Source organism: Lentzea sp. NPDC060358 (genome assembly GCF_042725365.1).
In the GTDB taxonomy this organism is placed as follows: domain Bacteria; phylum Actinomycetota; class Actinomycetes; order Mycobacteriales; family Pseudonocardiaceae; genus Lentzea.
The window spans coordinates 62,407-86,073 of sequence record NZ_JBHXCW010000003.1 but is presented as its reverse complement, the minus strand read 5'-3'; the positions used below and the strand labels follow the sequence as shown (position 1 = coordinate 86,073).

Annotated in this window: 26 protein-coding genes; 11 read left to right on the top strand and 15 right to left on the bottom strand. The window is 72.3% G+C overall.

The genetic code is table 11. The annotated features are described in order from the left end of the window. Window positions 1-23 precede the first annotated feature (23 nt). From ACFWGZ_RS01400 to ACFWGZ_RS01385, 4 genes are read right to left on the bottom strand one after another with little or no spacing between them, the layout of a single operon-like run. Window positions 24-329 carry a hypothetical protein gene (locus ACFWGZ_RS01400; protein WP_382449453.1) on the bottom strand — a complete coding sequence of 102 codons (306 nt, stop codon included), beginning with the start codon at window positions 327-329 and terminating at the stop codon, window positions 24-26. Window positions 330-364: 35 nt separating this feature from the next. Continuing rightward, window positions 365-2,515, bottom strand: coding sequence for a DUF5682 family protein (locus ACFWGZ_RS01395; RefSeq protein ID WP_382449452.1), 2,151 nt, complete (start codon window positions 2,513-2,515; stop codon window positions 365-367). Next, window positions 2,508-3,593 carry an AAA family ATPase gene (locus ACFWGZ_RS01390; RefSeq protein WP_382449451.1) on the bottom strand — a complete coding sequence of 362 codons (1,086 nt, stop codon included), beginning with the start codon at window positions 3,591-3,593 and terminating at the stop codon, window positions 2,508-2,510. The genes ACFWGZ_RS01395 and ACFWGZ_RS01390 overlap by 8 nt, the downstream gene beginning before the upstream one ends. Continuing rightward, a complete protein-coding gene (locus ACFWGZ_RS01385; protein ID WP_382449450.1) occupies window positions 3,590-5,014 on the bottom strand; it encodes a DUF5691 domain-containing protein in 1,425 nt (474 codons plus the stop codon). Before ACFWGZ_RS01385 ends, ACFWGZ_RS01390 begins: the two co-directional genes overlap by 4 nt. 530 nt (window positions 5,015-5,544) lie before the next feature. On the opposite strand from ACFWGZ_RS01385, the gene ACFWGZ_RS01380 reads away from it, so the two are divergent. Then, entirely contained in the window at window positions 5,545-5,718 is a 174-nt protein-coding gene (locus ACFWGZ_RS01380; protein ID WP_382449449.1) for a hypothetical protein, read from the top strand. A gap of 68 nt (window positions 5,719-5,786) precedes the next feature. Here the strand turns inward: ACFWGZ_RS01380 and ACFWGZ_RS01375 are convergent, their stop codons facing one another. Together ACFWGZ_RS01375 and ACFWGZ_RS01370 are read right to left on the bottom strand one after the other, a co-directional pair. Next, a complete protein-coding gene (locus ACFWGZ_RS01375) occupies window positions 5,787-6,950 on the bottom strand; it encodes an SWIM zinc finger family protein (protein WP_382449448.1) in 1,164 nt (387 codons plus the stop codon). A 33-nt stretch (window positions 6,951-6,983) separates the two neighbouring features. Next, on the bottom strand, window positions 6,984-8,192 hold the full coding sequence (locus ACFWGZ_RS01370; protein ID WP_382449482.1) for a homogentisate 1,2-dioxygenase: 1,209 nt from the start codon (window positions 8,190-8,192) through the stop codon (window positions 6,984-6,986). Between the two features lie 45 nt (window positions 8,193-8,237). Here ACFWGZ_RS01370 and ACFWGZ_RS01365 point away from each other — a divergent pair, with 45 nt between their 5' ends. From ACFWGZ_RS01365 to ACFWGZ_RS01350, 4 genes are read left to right on the top strand one after another with little or no spacing between them, the layout of a single operon-like run. After that, window positions 8,238-9,101 (top strand): hypothetical protein, encoded by an 864-nt coding sequence (locus ACFWGZ_RS01365; protein WP_382449447.1) that lies wholly within the window; start codon window positions 8,238-8,240, stop codon window positions 9,099-9,101. Next, on the top strand, window positions 9,098-10,261 hold the full coding sequence (locus tag ACFWGZ_RS01360; RefSeq protein WP_382449446.1) for a fumarylacetoacetate hydrolase family protein: 1,164 nt from the start codon (window positions 9,098-9,100) through the stop codon (window positions 10,259-10,261). Before ACFWGZ_RS01365 ends, ACFWGZ_RS01360 begins: the two co-directional genes overlap by 4 nt. Further along, window positions 10,261-10,893, top strand: coding sequence for an IclR family transcriptional regulator (locus ACFWGZ_RS01355; protein ID WP_382419025.1), 633 nt, complete (start codon window positions 10,261-10,263; stop codon window positions 10,891-10,893). The genes ACFWGZ_RS01360 and ACFWGZ_RS01355 overlap by 1 nt, the downstream gene beginning before the upstream one ends. Further along, entirely contained in the window at window positions 10,890-12,032 is a 1,143-nt protein-coding gene (locus ACFWGZ_RS01350) for a VWA domain-containing protein (protein ID WP_382449445.1), read from the top strand. Before ACFWGZ_RS01355 ends, ACFWGZ_RS01350 begins: the two co-directional genes overlap by 4 nt. Here ACFWGZ_RS01350 and ACFWGZ_RS01345 read toward each other — a convergent pair. Continuing rightward, a complete protein-coding gene (locus ACFWGZ_RS01345) occupies window positions 12,029-12,478 on the bottom strand; it encodes a MarR family winged helix-turn-helix transcriptional regulator (RefSeq protein WP_382449444.1) in 450 nt (149 codons plus the stop codon). The genes ACFWGZ_RS01350 and ACFWGZ_RS01345 overlap by 4 nt on opposite strands. A gap of 93 nt (window positions 12,479-12,571) precedes the next feature. On the opposite strand from ACFWGZ_RS01345, the gene ACFWGZ_RS01340 reads away from it, so the two are divergent. Next, on the top strand, window positions 12,572-13,417 hold the full coding sequence (locus ACFWGZ_RS01340) for an alpha/beta fold hydrolase (protein ID WP_382449443.1): 846 nt from the start codon (window positions 12,572-12,574) through the stop codon (window positions 13,415-13,417). A gap of 17 nt (window positions 13,418-13,434) precedes the next feature. Next, complete coding sequence (locus ACFWGZ_RS01335; RefSeq protein ID WP_382449442.1) at window positions 13,435-14,328, top strand: NAD-dependent epimerase/dehydratase family protein; 894 nt, start codon at window positions 13,435-13,437, stop codon at window positions 14,326-14,328. Here the strand turns inward: ACFWGZ_RS01335 and ACFWGZ_RS01330 are convergent. Then, window positions 14,300-14,767, bottom strand: a complete 468-nt coding sequence (locus ACFWGZ_RS01330) for a hypothetical protein (RefSeq protein WP_382449441.1) — start codon at window positions 14,765-14,767, stop codon at window positions 14,300-14,302. The two genes, ACFWGZ_RS01335 and ACFWGZ_RS01330, sit on opposite strands and share 29 nt — an antisense overlap. Window positions 14,768-14,781: 14 nt before the next feature. Then, window positions 14,782-15,246: a hypothetical protein gene (locus ACFWGZ_RS01325; protein ID WP_382449440.1), complete on the bottom strand. Its 465-nt coding sequence runs from the start codon at window positions 15,244-15,246 to the stop codon at window positions 14,782-14,784. A gap of 113 nt (window positions 15,247-15,359) precedes the next feature. On the opposite strand from ACFWGZ_RS01325, the gene ACFWGZ_RS01320 reads away from it, so the two are divergent. From ACFWGZ_RS01320 to ACFWGZ_RS01305, 4 genes are all read left to right on the top strand, one after another. Continuing rightward, the gene (locus ACFWGZ_RS01320) at window positions 15,360-16,124 is read left to right on the top strand and encodes a DUF2470 domain-containing protein (RefSeq protein ID WP_382449439.1); all 765 of its coding nucleotides are present in this window, start codon (window positions 15,360-15,362) and stop codon (window positions 16,122-16,124) included. Window positions 16,125-16,218: 94 nt separating this feature from the next. Beyond that, complete coding sequence (locus tag ACFWGZ_RS01315) at window positions 16,219-16,917, top strand: CPBP family intramembrane glutamic endopeptidase (protein ID WP_382449481.1); 699 nt, start codon at window positions 16,219-16,221, stop codon at window positions 16,915-16,917. A 93-nt stretch (window positions 16,918-17,010) separates the two neighbouring features. Beyond that, window positions 17,011-18,252, top strand: coding sequence for an arginine deiminase (locus ACFWGZ_RS01310; RefSeq protein WP_382449438.1), 1,242 nt, complete (start codon window positions 17,011-17,013; stop codon window positions 18,250-18,252). A gap of 99 nt (window positions 18,253-18,351) precedes the next feature. Next, window positions 18,352-18,915, top strand: coding sequence for a ferritin (locus ACFWGZ_RS01305; RefSeq protein ID WP_382449437.1), 564 nt, complete (start codon window positions 18,352-18,354; stop codon window positions 18,913-18,915). Between the two features lie 66 nt (window positions 18,916-18,981). Here ACFWGZ_RS01305 and ACFWGZ_RS01300 read toward each other — a convergent pair whose 3' ends face one another. The 6 genes from ACFWGZ_RS01300 to ACFWGZ_RS01275 form a co-directional block, all read right to left on the bottom strand. Continuing rightward, the gene (locus tag ACFWGZ_RS01300; RefSeq protein ID WP_382449480.1) at window positions 18,982-20,115 is read right to left on the bottom strand and encodes an RNA polymerase sigma factor; all 1,134 of its coding nucleotides are present in this window, start codon (window positions 20,113-20,115) and stop codon (window positions 18,982-18,984) included. 13 nt (window positions 20,116-20,128) lie between these two features. Continuing rightward, window positions 20,129-20,536 (bottom strand): YciI family protein, encoded by a 408-nt coding sequence (locus ACFWGZ_RS01295; RefSeq protein ID WP_382449436.1) that lies wholly within the window; start codon window positions 20,534-20,536, stop codon window positions 20,129-20,131. A gap of 160 nt (window positions 20,537-20,696) precedes the next feature. Then, on the bottom strand, window positions 20,697-21,302 hold the full coding sequence (locus tag ACFWGZ_RS01290) for a hypothetical protein (protein WP_382449435.1): 606 nt from the start codon (window positions 21,300-21,302) through the stop codon (window positions 20,697-20,699). Window positions 21,303-21,873: 571 nt separating this feature from the next. Continuing rightward, complete coding sequence (locus tag ACFWGZ_RS01285) at window positions 21,874-22,665, bottom strand: hypothetical protein (RefSeq protein WP_382449434.1); 792 nt, start codon at window positions 22,663-22,665, stop codon at window positions 21,874-21,876. A gap of 3 nt (window positions 22,666-22,668) precedes the next feature. Beyond that, entirely contained in the window at window positions 22,669-23,109 is a 441-nt protein-coding gene (locus ACFWGZ_RS01280; protein ID WP_382449479.1) for a SigE family RNA polymerase sigma factor, read from the bottom strand. A 171-nt stretch (window positions 23,110-23,280) separates the two neighbouring features. Further along, a complete protein-coding gene (locus ACFWGZ_RS01275) occupies window positions 23,281-23,619 on the bottom strand; it encodes a DUF952 domain-containing protein (RefSeq protein ID WP_382449433.1) in 339 nt (112 codons plus the stop codon). Between the last annotated feature and the right edge of the window lie 48 nt (window positions 23,620-23,667).

Sequence of the window (23,667 nt, the reverse complement as noted above, 5' to 3'; positions counted from 1 at the left end):
CGCCGGCCGATGTGGGGCGCCGGCTAGTTCGCCGGGGAGTCCTCCGGCGGTTCCGGCGTGGTGTCCGGGACCTCTTCGCGCAGGTCGTGGGCGATCTTCTTGGCCTCGTCGATGAGCTTCTGGGACTCGTCGAGGCGGCTCTCGTCCGGCGGGGTGAGGTGGACCTCGTCGGACGTGGTGCGGCGGGGCTCGTCCGCGGCGGGCAGGCCGTCGGCTTCCGGCGTGGCGGAGCGGGGCTCGTCCGCGGCGGGGAGACTGCCGACTTCCGGCGTGGCGGAGAGGCCGTCGGCTTCGGGCGTGGCGAGGCGGTCTTCTTCCGGTGCGGTCACGGCGGGAGGATCACCGGATCCGCCCGTCGCCAAACTCAGGCCAGCAGGCTCCGGACGTGGGCGGCGAGCCTGGTCGCGATCTCCAGGTCCCACTCGTCGTCCTGGGCCGGCGCCGGGGTCTGGCCGGCCACCACGCGTTCGCCGAGCAGGCGCCGCTCGGCGGGGGTGAAGTCGGTGACGGCACGGCGCAGCAGCGGCAACGCGTCGTCGAACGCCTCGCCGCGCAGGCCCGTCAGCCACTCGTCGATGAGGCCGAACAGGCGCGGGTCGGCCGCGAGCAGCGTGGCCGAGCCGCGCAGGAAGCCCGCGACGAACGCCGTCGCCACCGAGCGGTGCAGGCTCGCGGCCACGTCGTCGCTGGTCAGCTCCCCTGCTTCCCACAGCAGGCGGGTGGCCCTGCCCGTCGGGAGGCCGTGGGCCTCGGCCTTCACCAGCGCGTGCAGGGCTCGCCACCAGGTCTTCTGGTGGTCGTCGTCGGCGGCCAGGCGGGTGGCCTCGTGGGCGCCGTCGAGCGTGACCAGCGCGTTCTCGGCCGTCTCGTCGTCGATGCCCCGGCACGCGATCGGGAGGCCGACCGCGCCGCGGGTGAGCAGGCCGTGCAGGGCGACGCGCAGCAGTTCCGGGTCGGTGCCGCGGACCGAGCCGTAGCGGACGGTGCGGGCCAGGTCCGGGAGGGCGGCGAGCAGTTCGAGGGCGTCGGTCGCCATGGCGGCGCAGCGGTCGAGGGCGTTGCGGGCCTCGGTGACGGCCTTGGGCAGTTCGCAGCCGACGGACCTCGTGAGCGTCGAGGCGGCGTCGGCCACCCGTGTCGCGTCCTTCGCGGCCTGGGTCAGGACGTTCTCGGCGGCCGTGTGGACCGTCGTGCCGTGGCGCGCGGCGACCGCGACGGACACCGCGAAGACCGGGTCCCAGCGCAGCTGCCAGGTCTCGGCGAACGTGCCGAGCGAGTTCGAGCGGTCCTGCTTGCCCCACGGGACGCCGAGCACCTCCAGGCGCTGCAGGAGTTTCGAGCGTTCGCGGTCGGTGTCCTTGCGCAGGTCGAGCTTGAGCTGCTTGGGCTGGACGTCCGCCGGCAACCGCAGACGTCGTTGCAGGCGTTGGAGATCGGCCGCCAGCGGCGAACGCGGGACGGCCTCGCCGACCTCGCCGAGGCGTTCGCCGACGACGAGCTTGCGGTGCACCAGCCGGAGGTGGATCTCCTCGCCGCCGCAGAGCACGGCGAGCGCGGCCTCGTTGACCTCGCTCAGCCCCGCGCTCGGCCGTTCCCTCAGCGCCGCAAGGGTTTCCGCGAGCCGGACGGCCTCCACGGCGCTCGCGGTCGAGGCCGGCAGGTCCTCCTCGCGCAGCACGGCGGCGGCCTTGGCGAACCAGCGCGGCACCACGTCGTCCCGGTGCTGCCACAGGTGCGCGTACCAGCCGGGCGAGTCGACGCCCGCGCCGTAACCGGACTCCGCGGCGAGCTGGCCGTGGCTCCACGGGACCCAGGTGCCCGAGATCCTGCGGCGCCGCAAGCCCTTCAGCAGCGCCGTGTCTGCGGCGACCGTCGGTTTCGTCATCAGCGCGGGCACGTGCCAGGCGCCGCACACGACCGCGATCGGGCCGTCTGTCTCCTTGCGCGCCTTGCGGATCGTCTGCCGCATGAACGCTTCCCGCTTGAGCGTGCGTTCGCCGACCTCGTGCTCGAACTCGGTGCGCACCGCCACCATCGCCTCCGCGATGGCGTCCGCGAGGTCGAGCGGGTCGGACGCGCTGTGCTCGACCACGTCCTCCCACCAGCGCTCCGGGTCGTCGAACCCGGCCGCCTCGGCGAGCAGGCCGATGGGGTCGACGTTCCCGCTCGGGCCGTCGTCGCCGATCGACGCCGCCGCGGGCAGGTCGAAGAACCGGGCGGTGACGCCGTGCTCGTCGGCGTGGCGCAACGCCTGCCACTCCGGCGAGAACTCCGCGAACGGCCAGAAGGCGGCGTTCTCCGGATCGGTCTCGTCGTGCAGCAGGATCGCGACCGGCGGCGTGAGGGCGTGGACGTGCTCCAGCAGCCCGTCGGCCTCCGGCGGGCCCTCGATCAGCACCAGCGCGGGCCTCACCTGCTCCAGCGCGCGGCGCACCATCCTGGCCGAGCCCGGCCCGTGGTGCCGGATGCCGAGCAGGACCAGGTCGGGCGCTGGCCCGGCACCCGCCTCAGTCACCGCTGACGTCCAGGCAGGCCCGGTAGAGGTCGCGCCACTCCGCGCGCTCCTTCAGCACCGTCTCCACGTACTCCTGCCACACCGTCGCGTCCGACACCCGGTCCTTGATCACCGACCCGATGAGCCCGCTCGCGAGCTCGTCCGCGCCGAGCGTGCCGTCGCCGAAGTGCCCGGCGAGCGCCATGCCGTTGGCGACGACCGAGATGGCCTCGGCCGTGGACAGGCTGCCGCTGGGCTTCTTCAGCTGGGTGCGACCGTCCACGGTGGATCCGCCGCGCAGCTCCCGGAAGATCCGCACGACCCGGCGCACCTCGTCGAGGGCGGGCGGTTCGGCGGGCAGCTGCAGCGCCTTGCCGAGCTGCTGCGCGCGCGTGACGACGATCTCGACCTCGGCGTCCTCGGTCGCGGGCGGCGGCAGCACGACGGTGTTGAAGCGCCGGGCGAGCGCCGACGACATCTGGTTGACGCCGCGGTCGCGGTCGTTGGCCGTGGCGATGACCGTGAAGCCCGGCACGGCCTGGACCTGCGAGTTGAGCTCCGGCACCGGCAGCGACTTCTCGCTCAGCACCGTGATGAACGAGTCCTGCACCTCCGACGGCATGCGGGTCAGCTCCTCGACCCTGACCACGGCCCCCTGCTGCATGCCCTTCATGACCGGGCTCGGCACCAGCGCGTTCTCGCTGGGCCCCTCGGCGATGAGGCGGGCGTAGTTCCAGCCGTAGCGAACCTGGTCCTCGCTCGTGCCGGCGGTGCCCTGCACCACCAGCGTCGAGTCGCCGCTGATCGCCGCGGCGAGGTGCTCGGACAGCCACGACTTGGCCGTGCCGGGGACGCCCACGAGCAGCAGCGCCCTGTCCGTGACGAGCGTGCCGACCGCGACCTCGACGAGCCGGCGCGAGCCGACGTACTTCGGCGTGATCACCGTGCCGTCCGCCAGCGTGCCGCCGAGCACGTAGGTGACCACGGCCTGTGGCGACAGGCGCCAGCTGGGCGGCCGCTGCCGGTCGTCCTGCGCCGCGACGGCCTCCAGCTCGGCGGCGTACTGCTGTTCGGCCGTCGGCCTGAGCACGGCGGTCACGAGACCTCCTGGGTCGGTGGTGCGAACGATTCGCGCAGGCGGATCCGGAGCCGGAGGACCTCCAGCTCCAACGAGTTCTCCGGCCAGCGCCGGGTCAGAGCCTCCCAGCCGGCGCCGAGCAGGTCGGCGTCGCCCCGCGCCAGCAGCACGTTGGGAGGCCGGCCGGTCCGCCAGCGCGGATCGGGCAGCGCGGCGTAGCGGTGCATCAACGCGCGCGTGGTCTCCGGCGACCACGGCGCGGGCAGCTGGGAGCAGGCGTGGTCGAGCAGGTCGTAGTGCCAGTTCTTGGACACGGCCACGACCGCCTGCTCGGCGACCGCCGACGGCAGTGCGCCCAGCATCTCGAGCTGCTCCATGCCGGTCAGCGTCTCGGCGGCCGCGACGGCCCACGGCCGCGGGTCCTGAGCGGCGGCGAGCTGGTCGGCGGCACCCCGCAGCAGCGCGGCGGCCCACGGCCCCCGCCGGAGGATGCCGGCGGCCTTGGCGTCGTCGGCCTTGAGCGTCGAGGTCCAGTACGACGGCGGCACACTCGCCGCTGCGGCCCGGATCCGCCCGGCCACCCCCTTCTCGGACCCGTCGCGCATGAGGTCGCGCAGCTCCTTGGCGTCGGGCGGCCCGGTCCACAGCTCGCCGGGCCGCACGTCGAGCCCGTCCGCGGTGAGCCGCAACCCGTGGCGCAACCGGTGGGCGGCCCGCGCGGCGAGACGCGTGCGCCGCAGCTTGCGCAGGAGCCGCAACGCCTCGTCGTGGACGGCCGCCGCCCGGTCGTCGAGCGCGGCTTCGAGCAACCGCTCGTCCTGCTCGTTGAGCCCGGTCTCCAGAGCGCTGACCAGCACCTGCCGGTCGGCCGACCGCCGGGAGGCCTCGAACTCGCGCGCGATGAACTCGCCGACGCCGGCCGGGTCGCCCTTGCGCTTGCGGCGCAGCGCCCGGACCCGCTGGGCACTCGGCAGGTCGAGCACCTCCTCCAGCGGGACCTCGTCGATGAGCGGCGCCTGCCCGCTGGCCCACGACCAGCCGGGCCGCGTGCCCGCGAGCCAGCGGCCTCGGACGCCCAGCACCTCGACGACGGCGGCCCGCAGCCCCGGCCGCGCGGTGCCGAGGGCGAGCAACGACGGCAGCATCCGGTGCTCGGCCACGACGCCGCCGGCCTTGGCGAGGGCGCACCACTCGGTGAGCAGGACCTCGTCGTCGAGGCTCATGATCGCCTCGAGGACGGCCTTGGCCGCCGGGCGCGGGAAAGCCGCGGTCTCGCGCGGCGCCGGTGGGAGCGGGTCGGTGGCGGCCTCGGGCGGGAGGGTGGCGCCGAACGCCGCGACGCCGAGGGCGGCGCAGTCGGCGAGGAGCGCGGTGGGGTCGCCGCCACCTCTCGCCGTGCCGATGAGGAGGGTTTGGACGGTGGCGGACCAGTCGGCCTTCACCGCGTCACCTCCGGGGTGGGGTGGGGCGCTGGGGCGGGCTTGGGGAGGGGGCTGCGGCTGAGGAGGGAGTGGCGGCCGGACCGGGCGGGGTGGCCGGGGTGGCTTGGTCGGGCGGGGTGGCCGGAGCAGGCGGCGCAGGTGGGGCAGCTTGGGTGAGCGCGGCCACCCGCGCCGACGGCATGACCGGACCGCGCGAAGCGGCCCGAGTCGGCCGCACGGCCAGGGTGGCCGAAGCAGGCGGGGCGGCTTGGGTGGGCGCGGCGACCCACGCGGACGGCATGACCGGACCGCGCGGGGCGGCCCAGGTGGGCCGCACAGCTGGAGTCGCCGGAGCAGGCGGCACGGCCGGGGCCGCTTGGGTGAGCGCCGCCACCCGCGCCGGTGGCACGGGCGGAGCGGCCGGGGCAGGCGAGGCGACCGGAGCAGGCGGAGTGGCCGAGGGGCGTGATGCATCCAGGTCCGGCGGCACGGCCAAGGTGGCCGAGGGGCGCGATGCATCCGGATCCGGCGGCACGGCCGAGGTGGGCGGGGTGCGCGATGCATCCGGGTCCGGCGGCACCACCGAGGCGAGCGAGGTGGCCGAACCCGGCGGAGCCTTCGAGCCCCGCGGCCCAGCCGGAGTCGGCGGTGGGTGCCGCCGCGCCGACACCGCAAGCCTGCCCGGTGTGCCCGGCCCCAAAGCCCCAGCCGCGCTGCCCGGCTGATTCGGACCCAGCGGCCCGCCCCGGCCCGGCGGCGCGGGTGCTGAGGGCCGTGTGGAGCGGTGTGGCCGTCACGCCACCACCTCCAGCTCGCCGTCCAGCGTGATCGCGCCCAGCCGCAGCGCGTGGCCGTCCCACAGGCCCCACGCGTCGAAGGGCACGCCGCCGGTCAGTGCCAGGGCCATGTCGAGGCCGCCGTCGTCGCGCACGGGCAGGGCGTGGCCCGCGGTGTCGACCAGGGAGCTGCCGCACAGGCGGACCGCGGTGCAGCCGAGCGGGAACAGGCGTTGCCACGGGTCGGCGACCAGCATCGGTTCCAGGGACGCGAGGGAGGTGCGCCACGACGGCGGGGCCGGCAGCGGGGACGGTGGCTGCGAGCTCTCCAGGTCGCCCAGGGCCACTCGGTCGGACGCCGGGTAGAAGTGCACCAGGGCGGTGGACTCCTGGCCGTGCGGGAGCAGCGGGACGGGGGCGCCCACGGCCGAGTGGCGGACGGCCACGACCCAGCGGGCCGACTCGCGGCCCCAGCACCACTGGCGGACGGTGCGGACGCGGCCGTCGTCGGTCTCCAGGCGCAGCAGGGCCACCCAGCGGTCGAAGACGCCGGGGGTGGCCCGGACGGTCTCCTCCGGGATCGTGACGCCCAGGCGGGAGCGGGGCTGGACGGCGCAGAGCAGGTGCAGGCCGCCCAGCCGGTCGGCCACGTCGGAGGTCCAGCGCGGGCCCGAGCGGGCCACGATCTCCTGGATCTCCGCCACGGCCGCGGCGACGCCGGGGACCTGGGCGTCGATCATGCGGGCGGTGAAGGCCTGCCACCACGAGGCCGGGCGGCCCGGCAGCGACGCGATGCCCGCGGAGGCCACGTCGAGCAGCCAGTCGCGCAGGCCGTCGATGCCCGACGACATCGCCGCCGCCCGGCGGTCGGCCGTCTTCTCGCGGGAGCGCTGGCGCCTCGCCACCGCTTCGGGCGAGGGGTCGAGCTCACGGGCGGCCCGCCTGGAGGTCCATTCCTGCACCCAGTCGGGCGGCAGCGCGTCGGGGAGGTCGAGCTCCTGCAGCGAGATGGCGTGCTTGCAGGGGAACTTGCGGGACGGGCAGCTGCACTTGGCCGAGCCCGCGGCCAGGTCGACGCACACGCGGTACGGCGTGGAGCCGGAGCCCGTGTAGAGGCCCCACAGCACCGGCAGGGCCCTGCCCAGGCCCTGCCAGCGCGTCGGTACGGCTCGTGTCCTCACGAGACCAAAGTAGCGAGGACCCCCGACAGAAAATCAGGCCGGACCGCGTCGGGCCCACGTCCACGCGTACGCCGGGTCCTCGCAGGCCTCCGCCGCCTCGCCCAGCTCCAGCGGGCGGAAGGTGTCGACCATGACCGCGGTCTCGTCGAAGTAGTCCACTCCCAGCGACGCCTCGACCGCTCCCGGCTGCGGGCCGTGCGTGCAGCCGGACGGGTGCAGCGACAGCGAGCCGACGCCGATGCCGGAGCCCTTGCGCGCCTCGTAGTTGCCGCCCACGTAGAACATCAGCTCGTCCGAGTCGACGTTCGCGTGGTTGTACGGCACCGGCACGGACAGCGGGTGGTAGTCCACCTTGCGCGGCACGAACGAGCACACGACGAAGTTGGGGCCCTCGAACGTCTGGTGCACGGGCGGCGGCTGGTGCACGCGGCCGGTGATCGGCTCGAAGTCGCGGATGTTGAACGCCCACGGGTACAGGTGCCCGTCCCAGCCGACCACGTCGAACGGGTGGTTCGCGTAGGTGAACCTCGTCAGCCCCGCCCGGTGCCGCACGAGCACGTCGACGTCGGTCCCGTCGACGAGCAACGGCTCGGACGGACCGCGAACGTCCCGCTCGCAGTACGGCGAGTGCTCCAGGAACTGGCCGGCCTTCGACAGGTACCGCTTGGGCGGCCCGATGTGCCCGGTCGCCTCCAGCACCAGCAACGACATCGGCGCCGACGGCACCACCCGGTACGTGCACGAGGTCGGGATCACGACGTAGTCGCCGTCCGCGACCTCCAGCGCGCCGTAGATCGTCTCGATGACGCCCGACCCGTTCTGCACGTACAGCAGCTCGTCGCCGAAGGCGTTGCGGTACAACGGCGACGGCACGGTGGCCACCACGAACCCGATGGTCACGTCGGGGTTCCCGAACAGCTTCCGGCGCCCGGTCACCGCGTCGACCTCGTCGGAGGCCCAGGTCAGGTCCTGCGTCTTGAACGCCCGCGGCTTGAGCGGCAGGTTCGGCGAGACGGTCCCCCGCTCGTCCTTCACGGTCTCCGCGTTCACGATCGCGGTGGGCAGGTGCCGGTGGTACAGCAGGGCCGAATCGGCCGAGAAGCCCTCGACTCCCATGAGCTCTTCCGCGTAGAGCCCACCGTCCGGTTTGCGGAACTGGGTGTGGCGCTTTCGGGGGATCTCCCCGACCTGGCGGTAGTAGGCCATGACGTCTCCGAAACCATCTCTAGAGCGTTCGACTATCGGACATCTTTGTTCACTTACCGATACCCGGCTAGCGTGTCAGCCGTGTCAAGCGCTGTCGAACTCCGTGCGCCCGGTCCGCGCGGTACTCCGCCCCTGCTCGCGAGGCTTGTGGACGATGCCGCGCTGTTCCCTCCGGGGAACGCGTCGATGCCCGACGCGGTGCGCGGTCACCTCGACGGACGAGTCGGCGAGTGGTCCGGCGTCATGGGTCTTTTCCTGTGCCCCGCCTCGCGTCTCGCCGAACTGATCACCGAACTCATCAAGGTCAAGCCCCCGAAGCCGATCGCGCTCTCCCTGGTGATCGACACGGGCCTCGGCGGTGTGCCGAAGGCCGTGTCGATCGTCGAGAGCCGCAGCGAGCTGCTGGCGCTGCGCATGGTCGAGATGCCCGCACCGTCCGATGTGGACGAGGTGTGGCTCGAGCGCGTGTCGGAGTTCGTCCCCGAGGACGTCATCCGCGTCGTCGAACCCCGCCGCGGCGGTGCCGAGTGGCTCGACGGCGTCCGCCGGGTCATCGAGCACGGCAGCTGGCCCAAGCTGCGCTGCGGAGGCCTCTCCCAGGAGAACTTCCCGAGCGTCGAGGAGGTCGGCGACTTCCTGTCCGTCGTCAGCGGGGGCGGGGTCGCGTTCAAGGCGACCGCGGGCCTGCACAAGGCCGTCCGCCACACCGACGAGCAGGGCTTCACCCACCACGGCTTCCTGAACCTGCTCGTCGCCACGGCGCGCAGCCTGAGCGGCCGCGACGTCCGCGAGGCCCTCGCGAGCACCGACGCCGAGGCGCTCACCGCCGAGGCCAAGGCGCTCAGCGACCAGGCCGCGCACGCCGTGCGCGGGGTGTTCGCGAGCTACGGCTCGTGCTCGCTCGCCGAACCGGTCGCCGACCTCGAGGAGCTTGGACTGCTGTGAGCTGGATCAGCGACCCGGCCTTCACCGAGGACCAGCCGTTCGGACCGCAGACCCTGCCCTACGGCGTCGTCGACGGGGGCGTGGCCGTCCGCGTCGGCGACCGGGCACTGCTCCTGAAGAGCCTCGCCCTGGGCAAGTGCAGCGAGTACGTCCAGGGCGACTCGCTCGACCCGCTGCTGCGGGCGGGCCGGCCGATCTGGAGCGTGCTGCGGGCCAAGCTGCGGGAGGTCGTCCAGGCGAGCTCCGCCCCCAGGGGCGCCGAGCTCGTCGGCATCGAGACCGCGAAGCTGCCGTTCACCGTCGGCGACTACGTGGACTTCTACTCGAGCAGGCACCACGCCGAGAACGTCGGGCGGATGTTCCGCCCCGACGGCGACGCGCTCACGCCGAACTGGACGCACCTGCCGATCGGCTACCACGGCCGCGCGGGCACGGTGTACGTCTCGGGCACCGACATCCTGCGCCCGAACGGCCAGAAGCGCGGCAGCGAGGGCCCGAAGTTCGGCCCGTCCGAGCGCCTCGACATCGAGGCCGAGGTCGGGTTCGTCTGCGGCGGGCCCGAGGCGGCCGGCGTCTCCACCAGCAGGGCGGCCGAGCACGTCTTCGGCGTCGCGCTGGTCAACGACTGGTCGGCGCGCGACATCCAGGCCTGGGAGTACCAGCCGCTGGGCCCGTTCCTCGCCAAGTCGTTCGCGACCTCGATCGGTGCGTGGATCACGCCGCTGGAGGCCTTCTCGGTCGCCCGCGTGCCCACGCCGCCGCTGCCGAACAAGCTGTTCGACTACCTGGCCACGGACCAGCCGTGGGGCCTCGACATCACCATCACGGTCGAGCTGAACGACACGATCGTCTCGCGGCCTCCTTTCCGGGAAATGTCGTGGTCGTTTGTGCAACAGCTCGCCCACATGACGGTGAACGGGGCTACGGTGCGCCCTGGTGACCTGTTCGCCTCCGGCACGGTCTCCGGGCCGGAGAAGGACGAGCGCGGCTCGTTCCTCGAGCTCAGCTGGGGTGGCAAGGAACCGTTCAAGCTCGACGACGGCTCCACGAGGTCCTTCCTGGAGGACGGCGACACGGTCAGGCTGACCGCGACCGCCCCCGGTGAAGGCGGTTCCGTGGTGGGTCTCGCCGAGGTGGTGGGCACAGTTCGGAGTGCGTGATGGTCGGAGCGACGAAGGAGAGCTCGCTGACCCTGGAACGGGGTCTGGCGCTCCTCCAGGCTGTCGCGGAGGCGGAGTCCGAGGCGCCGTCGATCTCGGAGCTCGCCACGGCCATCGGCGCGTCCAGGGCCGCGGTGTACCGGTTGCTCGTGCCGTTGCAGGCGCGCGGGCTGGTGCGCCGCGAGGGCTCGAAGGTCCGGCTGGGCCTCGGCGTGCTGCGGCTCGCCTCGAACGTCCTGCCGCAGCTGCGGATGGCGGCCAACCCGGCGTTGCGCGAGCTCGCGGAGAAGGTCGGTGCCACCGCGCACCTGACGGTCGCGGACGGCAGCGAGGCGCAGGCCGTCGCCGTCGTCGAACCGTCGTGGACGGCGTTCCACGTGGCGTACCGGGTCGGTTCGCGCCACCCGGTGCACCGCGGGGCGGCCGGCAAGGCCATCTCGCAGCCCACGGACACGTGGGTCGCGTCCGCCGGTGAGCTGCAGCCGAACGCGTTCGGCGTCGCGGCACCCGTGCGCGGCGTTCCCGGCCTGCGGGCGTCCGTGGGTGTCGTGGCGCTGGAAAAGCTCGACGCGGACATCGTCGGCCCTCACGTCGTGCGTGCGGCCGAAGAAGTGGCGGCAGCGCTCAAATGACAGATGAACGGCTCAGGCGCTGGCGGCTGCTCCTCGGTCCCAGCGCGGAGGACGTGTCCGAGCTGGGCGAGGACGACCAACGGCGCGATGGCGCGCTCACGGGCCTCTACGGCGGCGGTGGCGACCGGGGTGCCGGTCTCGGTGCCAGCTCACCCCAGCTGCACAGGTGGCTGGGCGACGTCCGCAAGTACTTCCCCACGTCCGTCGTGCAGGTGATGCAACGGGACGCGGTCGAGAAGCTCGGTCTCAAGCAGCTGCTGCTGGAGCCCGAGCTGCTGCAGGCCGTCGAGCCGGACATCAACCTCGTCAGCACGCTGCTGCAGCTCTCCCGCGCCATCCCCGCCCGCACCCGCGACACCGCGCGGACCGTGGTGCGCAAGGTGGTCGAGGACATCGAGCGGCGGCTGGCCGACCGGCTCGTCGAGGCCGTGCGCGGCGCCGTCGACCGGTCGAAGCGCACGCACCGGCCGCAGCTGCCCGACGTCGACTGGGCGACCACGATCAAGGCGAACCTCAAGAACTACCAGCCGCAGCACCGCACGGTGATCGTCGAGGACCTGATCGGCCACCGCCGGCGCAGCCGGACCGCGGCGATGCGGGACGTCGTCCTGCTCGTCGACCAGTCCGGCTCGATGGCGGACTCGCTGGTGCACGCGGCGGTCCTCGGCTCGGCGCTCGCGTCCATCCGCTCGATCTCGACGAAGCTCGTCGTGTTCGACACCGAGGTCGCCGACCTGACCGACCAGCTCAGCGACCCGGTCGACCTGCTCTTCAGCGCCCAGCTCGGCGGCGGCACGGACATCAACCGCGCGGTCGCCTACGCCCAGACGCTCGTCCGCAGGCCCACCGACACGGTCGTCGTGATCATCAGCGACCTGTACGAGGGCGGCTCGGAGTCGGAGCTGCGGCGCCGGGTCCGCGAACTCGTCGCGAGCGGCGTGACGGTCGTGAACCTGCTGGCGCTCAGCGACTCCGGCACCCCCGCCTACGACCACGAGCTGGCCGCGAAGCTGCACGCGCTGGGCGCGCCCGCGTTCGCCTGCACGCCGGACAAGTTCCCGGAGCTGCTGGCGGCGGCGCTGCGCAAGGACGACCTCACGCAGTGGGCCGAGGCGGAGGGCATCGCCACCGGCCGTTAAGCCAGCGCGTCGGCCAGCTCCGCGACGGTCCTGGCCAGCTCCGGCAGCAGTTCCGGCGGGATCTTGTCGAGCACCCGCCTGCGCGCGCTGGCCAGGTGGGCCGGCTGGGCCGCGTGCATCGCCGTCAGCCCCGCGTCGGTCAGGACGGCGTCGTTGCCCCGCGCGTCCTCGCCGTGGCGCTCCTTCCGCACGAGACCGTGCTTGCCCAGGCCGTCGACGACCCTGGTGATGCGGGACGCGGTGAGGCCCGCCCTGGCGGCGAGCGCGGACATCCGCAGCCGGTGATCGGGTGCCTCGCTCAACAGCAGCAGCACGGCGAACTCGGTCATGGTCACGCCGGTGCGGGACATGTCGTCCTCCAGCGCGCGGGGCAGCGAGTGCACCAACCGGCCGAGGCTCTGCCAGAGCACGGTCTCGTCGGACGACAGCGGAGCGAGTGCGGTCACGCTCACAGAGTACTTGCCCAACCAAGCAATCACCTGTACTCCTGGAAGCAGAGTTTCTCCTTGCTTAGGCAAGCAAGCTAAGAGGGTGATCGCATGACGGCTCCAGCACCGGCGCCGGAGGGTTTCGAACACGCGTACGTCGAGGTCAACGGCGTGGAACTGCACCACGTCATCGGCGGGGAGGGGCCGCTGGTCGTGCTCGTGCACGGCTGGCCGTTCAGCTGGATCGAGTTCCGGGAGCTGCTGCCGCTGCTGGCGGCGCGGGGCTTCCGGGTCGTCGCGCCGGACCTGCGCGGCTCCGGCGACTCGTCGATCCCCGACGGGCACTGGACCAAGCAGGACGAGGCCGACGACCTGCACGCGCTGCTGCGCCACCTCGGCGAGGAAAGCGCGTTCGTGCTCGGCACCGACGTCGGCACGATGACCGTGCACGCCTGGGCGCAGAAGTACCCCGAGGACATCGCACGGCTCGTGCTCAGCGAGTGCTTCCTGCCCGGCTTCGGGCTGGAGGAGCACCTGGCCGGCCTGTGGCACTTCGGTTTCCACGCCGAGAGCGAGTTCGCGGCGAAGCTCGTCGAGGGCCGCGAGGAGCAGTACCTGTCGTGGTTCTACCCGCAGATGGTCCGCGGCGGCATCACCGCGGACGACCACGCCGACCTGCTGCGCACCCTCACCCGGCCCGGCGGGATGCGCGGCGGGTTCGAGCACTACGCGACGGTCCTGGAGGACGGCCGCAACGCGCGCGCCGGCATCAAGGTCGAGGTCCCGGTGCTCGTGCTGCACGGCGAGCACGGCCTGCCGTCGGACGTGCTGCTCGACGGCGCCCGCGCGGCCGCGACCGACGTCCGCGCCGAGATCGTCCCCGACGCCGCCCACACCTACGCCGCCGACAACCCGCACGCCACCGCCGAAGCGCTGACCCGCTTCTTCGCGGCCTGACCCACGGAGCCAGAACCATGCAGATCCTCGTCACCGGCGCCACCGGGTACGCCGGCCGCCGCGTCTCCGCCGCCCTCGCCCGCGCCGGGCACACCGTCCTCGGCCTGACCCGCACGACGGCGGACGACCTCGTCGCCGACGAGGTCACACCCGTGCAGGGCGACCTCGCGCGGCCGGACACCTGGCGCCACCACCTCGACGGCACCGACGCCGTGGTGCACCTGGTCATGGACCTGAACGACCCGGCGGGCACCGACCGCGCGCTGTTCGCCGAGATCGCCGACGCCGAGAAGCGCGACGGCCGACGCCGCCACCTCGTCTACACGACCGGCATCTCCTCCTACGGGCGCACCGGGGTGGCGCTCATGGACGAGAACACGCCGGGCAACCCGGAGAGCCCGATCGGCTTCCGCTTCGCGCTGGAGGGCGAGCTCGCGGCGAGCGGTCTGGCACACACGGTCGTGCGGCCCGGCTTCCTCTACGGCGGCCCGGCCACCACGTCCCTGACCGCGCAGTGGTTCGCCGCGGCCGAGAAGGGCACGCCCGTGTTCTACGGCGACCCGGCCAAGCGCTGGAGCTGGGTGCACGTGGACGACCTGGCCGAGGCCTACGTCCGCGTCCTCGACCGCGAACCGGCCGGCGAGGTGTTCGTGATCGCCGACGACCAGCGGATGACCGCGCTGGACGTGCAGCGGGTCGCCGTCCGGGCGGCGGGCTTCACCGGTGAGATCCGGCTGGAACCCGCGGAGGCGGGCGGGATCATGCAGGTGGCGGCGGACCAGGACGAGCTCGTGTCGAGCGCCAAGGCCCACCGGCTGCTCGGCTGGCGGCCGCGGCACGTCTCGTTCACCGACGCGCCGCAGCGGCACCACCGGGCCTGGGTCAGCGGTCGATCACGCGCCCGCGCGTGAGGAACGCGAGTCCCCGCGTCATCGCCACCACGCGTCCGCGCTCGTCCGGCCCGGCGATCCAGATCCGCCTGGTGTGCCGGACGAGCACGCGGGCCCGTTCCGGCAGCTCGGGCAGCCGCAGGTTGTTCTCGGAGTCGGCGACCTTCAGGTAGGCCTGGCGTCCGATCCGCCGGCCGGCCACGAAGCTCACCGTCACCGGGCGCCACGGGAACCGCTCGATCAACGCCACCGTGCCGCGGCGCGTGAAGAAGTGGCGCAACCCCGGCGCGGCCAGTTCGAGCACCACCGGCACGGACAGCACGGTGAGCCAGATCCAGCCGATCAGCAGCACGCAGCAGAGCACGGCGAGGGCGAAGAGAACGTGTCCGACGGCGCGCCGATCCGCCCGCGCGAGGCAGGTGTCGCTCCACGCCGTGGTCACATGCACGTCCACTGGCATTTCCCGCTACTTGATCATCGAAACACGCGGGCGGGGATGAGCTGCGGAACACCTCGGAACGTCACGACGGTGTTGCCCGCGGTGTCCGGCCGGACGAACCAGACCCGGCGGTGCCGCGCGACCCTCCCGCGCAGCAGCGGACCGATGCGCAGGGTCAGCAACAGCGGCGGCTGGCTCATGACCACGAGCCGGCCGCCCTCCCACTCCGCCCGCGCGAAAATCCACGGCTCTCCTTCCGGCAGACGCACCGGTCGTCGCCGCGTCACCGACCAGAGGACGGCCGCGGCGAAGAACAACAGGACCAACGCCACCGGTGACGACCAGGACCACGCCAGCACCAGCACGAACTGGAGCAGGAAGGCCGCGCCGGCGACCACCGTCCAGATCAGGGCACGCCGACTCGCCCGGTCGGCACAGTGCCGGGTCCACCGATCGTCGAGCGCCGTCACCTCGGTGGACGGCTTGTTGGGCACGACCACCTGTCCGTCTTACACCTCTTCGTGTGAAGCGGGTAGTGAGATCGTGGTAGCTGATGCTTCCCCAGACGATCAGGCTAAGTTAGCCTTGCCTAACCTTCCGAGGAGGTGGAGCGGTGACCGACACCCAGACCAAGCGCCCGCCGGCGCCGCACGCCGCCGAGCGCGCCCGCACCATCGCGGCGCGCGGCGGTCAGGCCGCACTGCTCCCCCAGGCGGGCAACCGCACGAGTCCGCTGCTGCACCACGTGCGCCCGTGCGGCACCACGATCCTGCTGCTGCCCGACGAGCACCCGCTGGTCGGGCAGCTCTGGCAGGCGCCGCGCACCGAGGTGACGGCGATGCTGGAGATCGCCGACCAGGCGCCGGTGCCGTTGCGCGAACCGGTCCGCGGCCTGCTCTGGCTGACCGGCTGGGTCTCCGCGCTGGAGGGCCGGGAGGCGCGCGACGAGGTGCTGGCCGTCGCCGAGGAGCGGCCGGACCACCGGCTGCTCGACGCCGGGCACGGCGCGTCGGTGCTGCGGCTCACGCCCGCGTCGCTGGTGATCGCGGACGCCGAGGGCACCTCGTCGATCCGGCCGGAGCAGTTCGCGAGCGCGACGCCGGACCCGTTCTGCCGCAACGAGGACCACTGGCTGCGGCACCTGGAGGTGGCGCACCGCGACGTCGTCGGCCAGCTCGCCCGGCACCTGCCGGAGGAGCTGCGCGCGGGCACCGTGCGGCCGCTCGGGCTCGACCGGTTCGGGCTGCGGCTGCGGGTCGAGGCGGAGTGCGACGACCACGACGTGCGGATCGCGTTCTCCCGGCCGGTCAGCACCCCGCAGGAACTCGCGGCGGAACTCCGCCGCCTGATGGGCTGCCCGTTCCTGGCGCAGAGGTAGCGTCAGGCGGGTGATCGAACCTGCGCCGAGTCCGACACCGATCCCCGACGCCGAGAAGCGCGGGTACCAGCTCGAACTGCTGATCGTCTTCAGCATGACGCTCGGGCTGTCCGGCCTGCGCAGCCTCGTGCGGCTGGTCGACAGCCTGCTGCAGCCGACCCCGCTGAACCAGCAGTCGGTCGCGATCAACGTCCCGCAGGCGCGCGCCGACCTGCTGGACCTGGTGGCGCAGCTGCTGGGCGTGCTGCAGCTCGCGGCGTGGGGCGGCATCGGCCTGTACCTGTTGTGGCGCACGGGGATCAAGCTGCGCATCATCGGGCTCGACGGCACCCGCAAGCTCGCGGACTCGGTCGGCGCGCTGGGACTGGCCGCGGTCATCGGCATCCCCGGCCTGGGCCTGTACTTCGCCGCCTGGGCGCTCGGCCTCAACCTGGCCGTGCAGCCGTCGACGCTCGACGACCAGTGGTGGATGAGCGTGGCGCTGATCCTCGCGGCCGCCGGCAACGCGTGGGCCGAGGAGGTGCTCGTCGTCGGGTACCTGATCACCCGCCTGCGGCAGCTCGGCTGGCGGCAGTACACGGCGCTGGTCGCGGCCGCCGTGCTGCGCGGCTCGTACCACCTCTACCAGGGCTTCGGCGGTTTCGTCGGCAACGTCGTGATGGGCTTGGTCTTCGGCTTCTACTGGCAGCGCACGAAGCGGTTGTGGCCGCTCGTCATCGCGCACACGATCCTCGACGTGGTCGCGTTCGTGGGCTACACAATGTTGCGCGGCAAAGTGAGCTGGTTGCCCTAACGATTCAACTGCCCAGCCGAGATCGAGCCGCGATTCGTTGCCAATCAAGGCTCGCGAGCGGTGATTTGTGCTGTTCGGAGTTACGCTCGGCTGGTGACTGCGCACACGATCGCCGAGACCGAAGCACTCCCGGACGCCGCACCCCGCGTCGACAGCGAGGTCGGCCCGTTGCGCACGGTGCTGCTGCACCGGCCGGGCAACGAGCTCAAGAGGCTCACCCCGCGCAACAACGACCAGCTCCTGTTCGACGGAGTGCCGTGGGTGGGCCGCGCGCAGGAGGAGCACGACGCGTTCGCCGCGACGCTGACCTCCCGCGGCGTCGAGGTCCTGCTGCTGGCGGACGTGCTGGTGCAGGCGCTGGAGGACAACCGCGCGCGCATCGCGGGCGTCCACAGCGCCGTCGACGAGCGCCGGCTCGGCATCGACCTGGCCGACGCGCTGCGCAGCCACCTCACGTCGCTGCCGGCGCCGCTGCTCGCGCAGGCGCTGATGACCGGCATGACGTTCGAGGAGCTGCCCGCCGCCGAGGGCGCGTCGCTGGTGCGCAAGATGCACCTGCCGATCGACTTCGCGGTCGACCCGCTGCCGAACCTGCTCTTCACCCGCGACTCGTCGGTCTGGGTCGGCGACCGCGTGGCCATCACCTCGCTCGCGCTGCCGGCCCGCGACCGCGAGACGACGCTGACCGACCTGATCTACGCCTACCACCCGAGGTTCCGCCGCACGGGCCGCGCGTACGGCGCGCACTCGGCGCCGTTGGAGGGCGGCGACGTGCTGCTGCTCGCGCCGGGCGTCATCGCCATCGGCGTCGGCGAGCGCACCACCCCGGCCGGCGCGGAGTCGTTCGCGCGTTCCGCCCTCGCGGACGGTCTCGCCCACACGGTGCTGGCGGTGCCGATCAAGCAGGAACGCGCCACCATGCACCTCGACACCGTCTGCACGATGGTCGACCGCGACGCCGTGGTGATGTACCCGGCGATCAGCGACTCGCTCACCGCCTACCCGTTGCGCGCCGACGGCGAGGGCGGCGTGCGCGTCGACGGCCCCGTGCCGTTCCTGGAGGCGGCCGCCGAGGCGATGGGCATCGAGCGGCTGCGCGTGATCGACACCGGCCTCGACGTCGTCACCGCCGAGCGCGAGCAGTGGGACGACGGCAACAACACGCTGGCGGTCGGCCCCGGTCTCGTCGTCGCCTACGAGCGCAACGTCGAGACGAACGCGCGGCTGGAGGACGCCGGCGTCGAGGTGCTGCGGATCGCCGGTTCGGAGCTCGGTTCCGGCCGCGGCGGCCCCCGGTGCATGTCGTGCCCGATCGACCGCGCGCCATTGGTGTGATTCTTAGGAGCACCTAACCTTTGTTTGGTACACCTTTCCAAACAAAGGTTAGCTTTTCCTGGAATGCAAAAGCCGTTGACGTGGGCTAATGTACTCCGCATGGCCTCGAACGTGAAGAAGATCCTGTCCGGCAACAAGACGAAGTTTCACGAGCTCCTGCAGGCCCAGATCGGCCACGAGTTCTCGGCTTCGCAGCAGTACATCGCACTCGCCGTGTGGTTCGACAACGAGGACCTGCCGCGACTCGCCTCGCACTTCTACAAGCAGTCGCTCGAAGAGCGCAACCACGCGATGATGATCGTGAAGTTCCTGATGGACAACGACATCGCGGTCACCATTCCCGGCACCGAGACGCCGATCAACGAGTTCAGGTCGCCCCGCGACCTCGTCGACCTCGCGCTGCGCCAGGAGCAGCAGGTCACCGACCAGATCGTGGCGCTCGCGAAGGCCGCCCGCGAGGAGGGCGACTACATCGGCGAGCAGTTCCTGCAGTGGTTCCTCAAGGAGCAGGTCGAGGAGGTCTCCTCAATGAAGACGCTGCTCACCGTGATGGACCGCGCGGACGGCAACATGTTCTACGTGGAGACGTTCCTCACCCGCGAAACCGTGGGCGACGAGGGTGCCGACCCCCACGCCCCGGCCGCCGCGGGTGGCGCTCTCTGACGTTTTTCTTCGCACGGCCGAGTGCCTGATCACAAGGCCCGCCTCCTTCCGGGGAGGCGGGCCTTTTCAGTTGTTGAGACGTGCGGCCTGACGCGTCAGGTATTCCCGCTCAGCGAGGTTCGACGATTTCTTCGCCGCCTCCGAGTAGAGCCGCGCCGCGGTGGTCCGGTCACCGTCGCGCTCGTGGAGGTAAGCCGCCACGGCCGAATAGCGGGGCAGTGCCGGGTCCAGTTCGGCCAATGCCCGCAATCCCGCCCGCGGCCCGTCCGCCTCCCCCACGGCCACCGCGCGGTTGAGCCGCACGACGGGGCTGCCGGTGAGCGCGAGCAGTTCGTCGTACCACTCGACGATCTGCACCCAGTCGGTCTCCTCCGCCCGGGGCGCGTCCGCGTGCAGCGCCGCGATGGCCGCCTGGGCCTGGAACTCGCCCAGCCGGTCCCGGGCCAGCGCCGCCTGCAGCACCTCGACGCCCTCGGCGATCAGCGCCGTGTCCCACCGGCCGCGGTCCTGCTCGGCCAGCGGCACGAGCTCGCCGCCGGCCGTGGTCCTGGACGCGCGGCGGGCGTGGTGCAGCAGCATGAGCGCGAGCAGGCCGGCCACCTCGGGGTGGTCGATCGCCGCCGCGAGCTGCCGGGTGAGCCGGACGGCCTCGGCGGCGAGGTCGACGTCGCCGGAGTAGCCCTCGTTGAAGACCAGGTAGAGCACCCGCAGCACGGTCGCCACGTCGCCGGGCTGGTCGAACCGCACGTCGCCGACGGTCTTCTTGGCCCGGCTGATGCGCTGGGCCATCGTCGCCTCGGGCACGAGGTAGGCCTGCGCGATCTGCCGGGTGGTCAGCCCGCCGACGGCCCGCAGCGTGAGCGCGACGGCCGACGACGGCGTCAGCGACGGGTGCGCGCACAGGAAGTAGAGCCGCAACGTGTCGTCGCCGTCCTGCGCGGGCCCCGGCTCCGGTTCGGCGTCGACCGCGTCCTCCCGCCGCCGGCGCGCGGTGTCGGCCCTGGTCGCGTCGAGGAACTTGCGCCACGCCGCGGTGACCAGCCAGCCCTTCGGGTCCCGCGGCGGGTCGTCCGGCCACACGCGGAGGGCCTCGACCAGCGCGTCCTGCACGGCGTCCTCGGCCGCCGCGAAGTCGGCCCCGCGGCGGACGAGCACGCCGATCACCCGCGGCGTGAGGCTCCTGAGCAGCGCCTCGTCGATCATGCCGCGCCGGTCACTCGGTGATCGTCGGTGCGTGACCGTAGAACGGGCGCAGCTCGAGCCACTCGTGGATCGGCCTGCCGTCCTTGCCCGGCGCCGCCGACAGCTCCCCCGCGAGCTCGAGCGCCCGCTCGTAGCTGTCGACGTCGATGATCATCCACCCGGCGATGAGGTCCTTGGTCTCCGCGAACGGCCCGTCGGTGACCGGCGGCCTGCCCTCGCCGTCGTACCGGACCCAGGTGCCCTCCTGCGCGAGCGCCTGCTCGCCCACGAACTCCCCGCTCTCCCGCAGCCGGTCGGCGAAGTCGTTCATGTACTTGACGTGCGCGGTGATCTCGTCCTGGGACCACTGGTCCATCGGCACGTCGTTCACCGCCGCCGGGGCGCCGCGGTAGTGCTTGAGCAGCAGGTACTTGGCCATCTCGGGTGACTCCCTCTGTGCGGTGGCGACCCCAATTATGGTCGCCTTTCACCGCGGGGACGGAGCCGCGACGCCGTTCTCGACACGACTGCCCGGGATTTCTCGCGCCGGGGGGCGGGACTGCTCGTCCCCGCCCCCGGACCTGTCCGGAAACGCTGGTCTAGTTGTGGCACTCCTGCGCCTTGAGCGTCAGGAACGCCTCGGTGACCGTGCCGTTGCTCGACCGGAAGACGAAGCTCGCGGCCTGGTGGCCGTCCGCGTCGGCCTTCCAGGTGTAGTTCGGCCCGCCCGGCGTGAGGTTGGTGTACTCGGCCCTGAGCGTCGCCTCGGTGGCGCCCTTGCCGACACCGTCGGAGCTCATGTCCGGGGTGAAGCGGATGGTCGACACCCCCAGCTTCGTCGACACCCAGGCGGTCTGCGTGGTGCCGATGATGTGGTGGACCGTGCACGCGTCGCTCGGCTTGCCACCGTGGAGGATCGGGCCGAGCAGGTTCGCGTCCATCGCCTTCTTCCGGGTCATCCCGAGCTTGAGGTCCCCATAGCCGAACGACCCGATCACCGGCCTCGCCTGGCTCGATGGCACGCTGCCACCCGCCGCGCTCTTGGTCTCGGTCACCTCCGTCGCCCCCGCGGCCACGTCGACCGGGGACGGGGCCGTGGTCGGCGTGGGCGCGGCGCTCTGCTGCGCGGCGGGCGTCGGCGAGCAGGCGGCAACTCCGGCGACGGACGCGGCGACGACGACAGCGAGCTTGACCGAGTTCTTCATATCTGTTTCTCCGATTTCAGATTTGCGGTTCGAGAGGTTCACGAATTCATGCCGGGCAGTCTTTTCACCCAGCACGAGTCACGCGCGGAGAGGTCTCCGTCACGAAGTTCACGTGTGAAATGCGTTCTCGGCGTCACGGTCGCCGAGAGCGGGACGACCTGCGGGTCAGTTCGCGCTCAGCGCCCCGGCCGCACCGGGGCCGGACGGGTGGAGGACCGGCTCCGCGTGCGGGTTCCCGGTCTGATGCGCGAGCGCATGCGTGCCGTCCTCCGCGTCGCACCGGCCCGCCGCGGCGCCGGGACGAGCACAGAAGCAGCCGGAACGGTCGGCCGGACCGGAGTGGACACGGCGGCGCAGGCCGTCGTGTCCAGTGCCACCACGTCCGCGACAATTGCAATTGCTTTCTGCATCTCGGTTCTCCCCGCTTTATTTTCGATACACCCACAAGACGCCACGGGCACATCCCGGTTGCCAGAATCCAGATAACAGGAAGATAACGGGAGATGTCTCAACAGATGCAGGGGTCCCGCCGCACCCCCAGGAACGGCGGGACCTCGACGAGATCAGGTGGTTACGCGCCGGCGCAGTCGTGGTCGGCCAGGCGCATGTGCACCCCGGTCACCACCGCGCCGTCGTTCTGGAACACGTACGCCCACCGCGGGGTCGCCGTCATCTGCACGACGAGGTCGGACCCGTTCTGCTCGGCGGCCGGGTAGGCGGTCTTCAGGTCGGAGACCGTCGACCCGATGCCGATGTTCTTCGACGTCTTCGCGGTGCTCGGCAGCTTGATCCGCGCGATCCCCTTGGCCTGCGAGATGAGCACGGCCTCGGGGTCGACGTTCGACTGCATCGCGTACGGCTTGCACGAGCCGACGGCCCCGCCCGGCGCGGTGAGCGACCCGGTCTTCAGCGCGTCCTCCTCGGACATGCCGAGCGCGAGCTTGCCCCAGACACCGGGCGCGCCCTCCTTGCTCGGCGACGTGGACGTGCTGCCCGTCCTGCCCGAGCTCGACGGGGTGGCGCCGTCCTGGTTGCCGTTCTGAGTGCCGGGCGGCGGGTCGACCGTCACGGTCACCGTCTGCGTGTACGTGCTGATCGACGGTGGCGGCGGGGTCGTCGTCGCCGTCGACGTGGACGTCGGGAGGACCTCCTCCGCGGAGTCGAGGGACAGCGGCCGCAGCTGCGACAGCCCCACGCCGGCGCCGATGAGGGCCACCAGGGCGAACGCGCCGGTGGCGGCCGCGCGGCGGCGGCGCCTGCGCGACGCGCCCGCGACCACGGAGTCGGTGGCGTCCGGCGTGACGTGGACGTCCAGCCGATCGTCGGAGAAGAGCCTGCGCAGCTCGTCGTCGATGTCGTCCACCGGTCAGTCCTTTCCGAGGCGTGTTCGGAGACTCGCCATCGCCTTGCTGCTCTGGCTCTTGACGGTGCCGCACGAGATCCCGAGCGCGTGCGCGATCTCGGCCTCGGAGAGGTTCTCGTAGTAGCGCAGCACGATCACCGCGCGCTGCCGCGGCGGCAACGCGCGCAGGGCCTGCCAGAGCGGCTCGTTCTCGAGCCTGCTGAACTCGGGCGCCACGGCACCGCTGTCCGGCAGGTCGGCCACGAGGCTCTCGCGGCGGCGACGGCGCCAGATGCTGATGTGCGTGTTGGCCATGGCCCTGCGGACGTACGCGAGCGGGTCGTCACCCTTGCGCTGCACCGCTGCCCAGCGCGACCCGACCTTCTCCAGCACGGACTGGACGAGATCGGCCGCGTCGTGCGGATTTCCGGTCAACGCGTGCCCATAACGCAGGAGTCCGGGCATCGAGATGCGCACGAACTCAGCGAAATCCCCCACGGCTTCCGCTCTTCCCCCGCCGCGTTCGGCGGCCCACTCCACCTGCAGCACCGCCGTCACGGCACGCCCCCTCCCCGGGAGCCCCCTCCGGCTCCGAGGACTTCACGCCCGAGCGCGCGTAGCGGTTGCCCTGTCAGATCACAGAACGGCAACGGCTTCCGGCAGGACGAACGACCCGTCCGGCAGGCACGGGAAGTCGTGCACCTCGACGACCGCACCGGCCGGGATCGGCCCGTAGACGTGCGGGAACCACAGCGGCGAGTCCGCCACCGCCTCCCACCGCACGGGCACGCCGAGCCGCGCCGGGTCGACCACGAGCAGCAGCAGCCCGCTCTGCCCGTGGAAGAACTTCCCCGCGGTCACGTGCACGACGCCCCGGTCGGAGCAGTGCACGAACTCCTCGCCCGTCGCGGGCGGGATGGAACCGGCCGACCGGGCAGCAGCCCAGCCGGCCGTCGAGATGATGTGCAGCAGCACTTGTCCACAGCTCCTTGTGGACAACCCTGTGGACAACTTCGTCCCGGG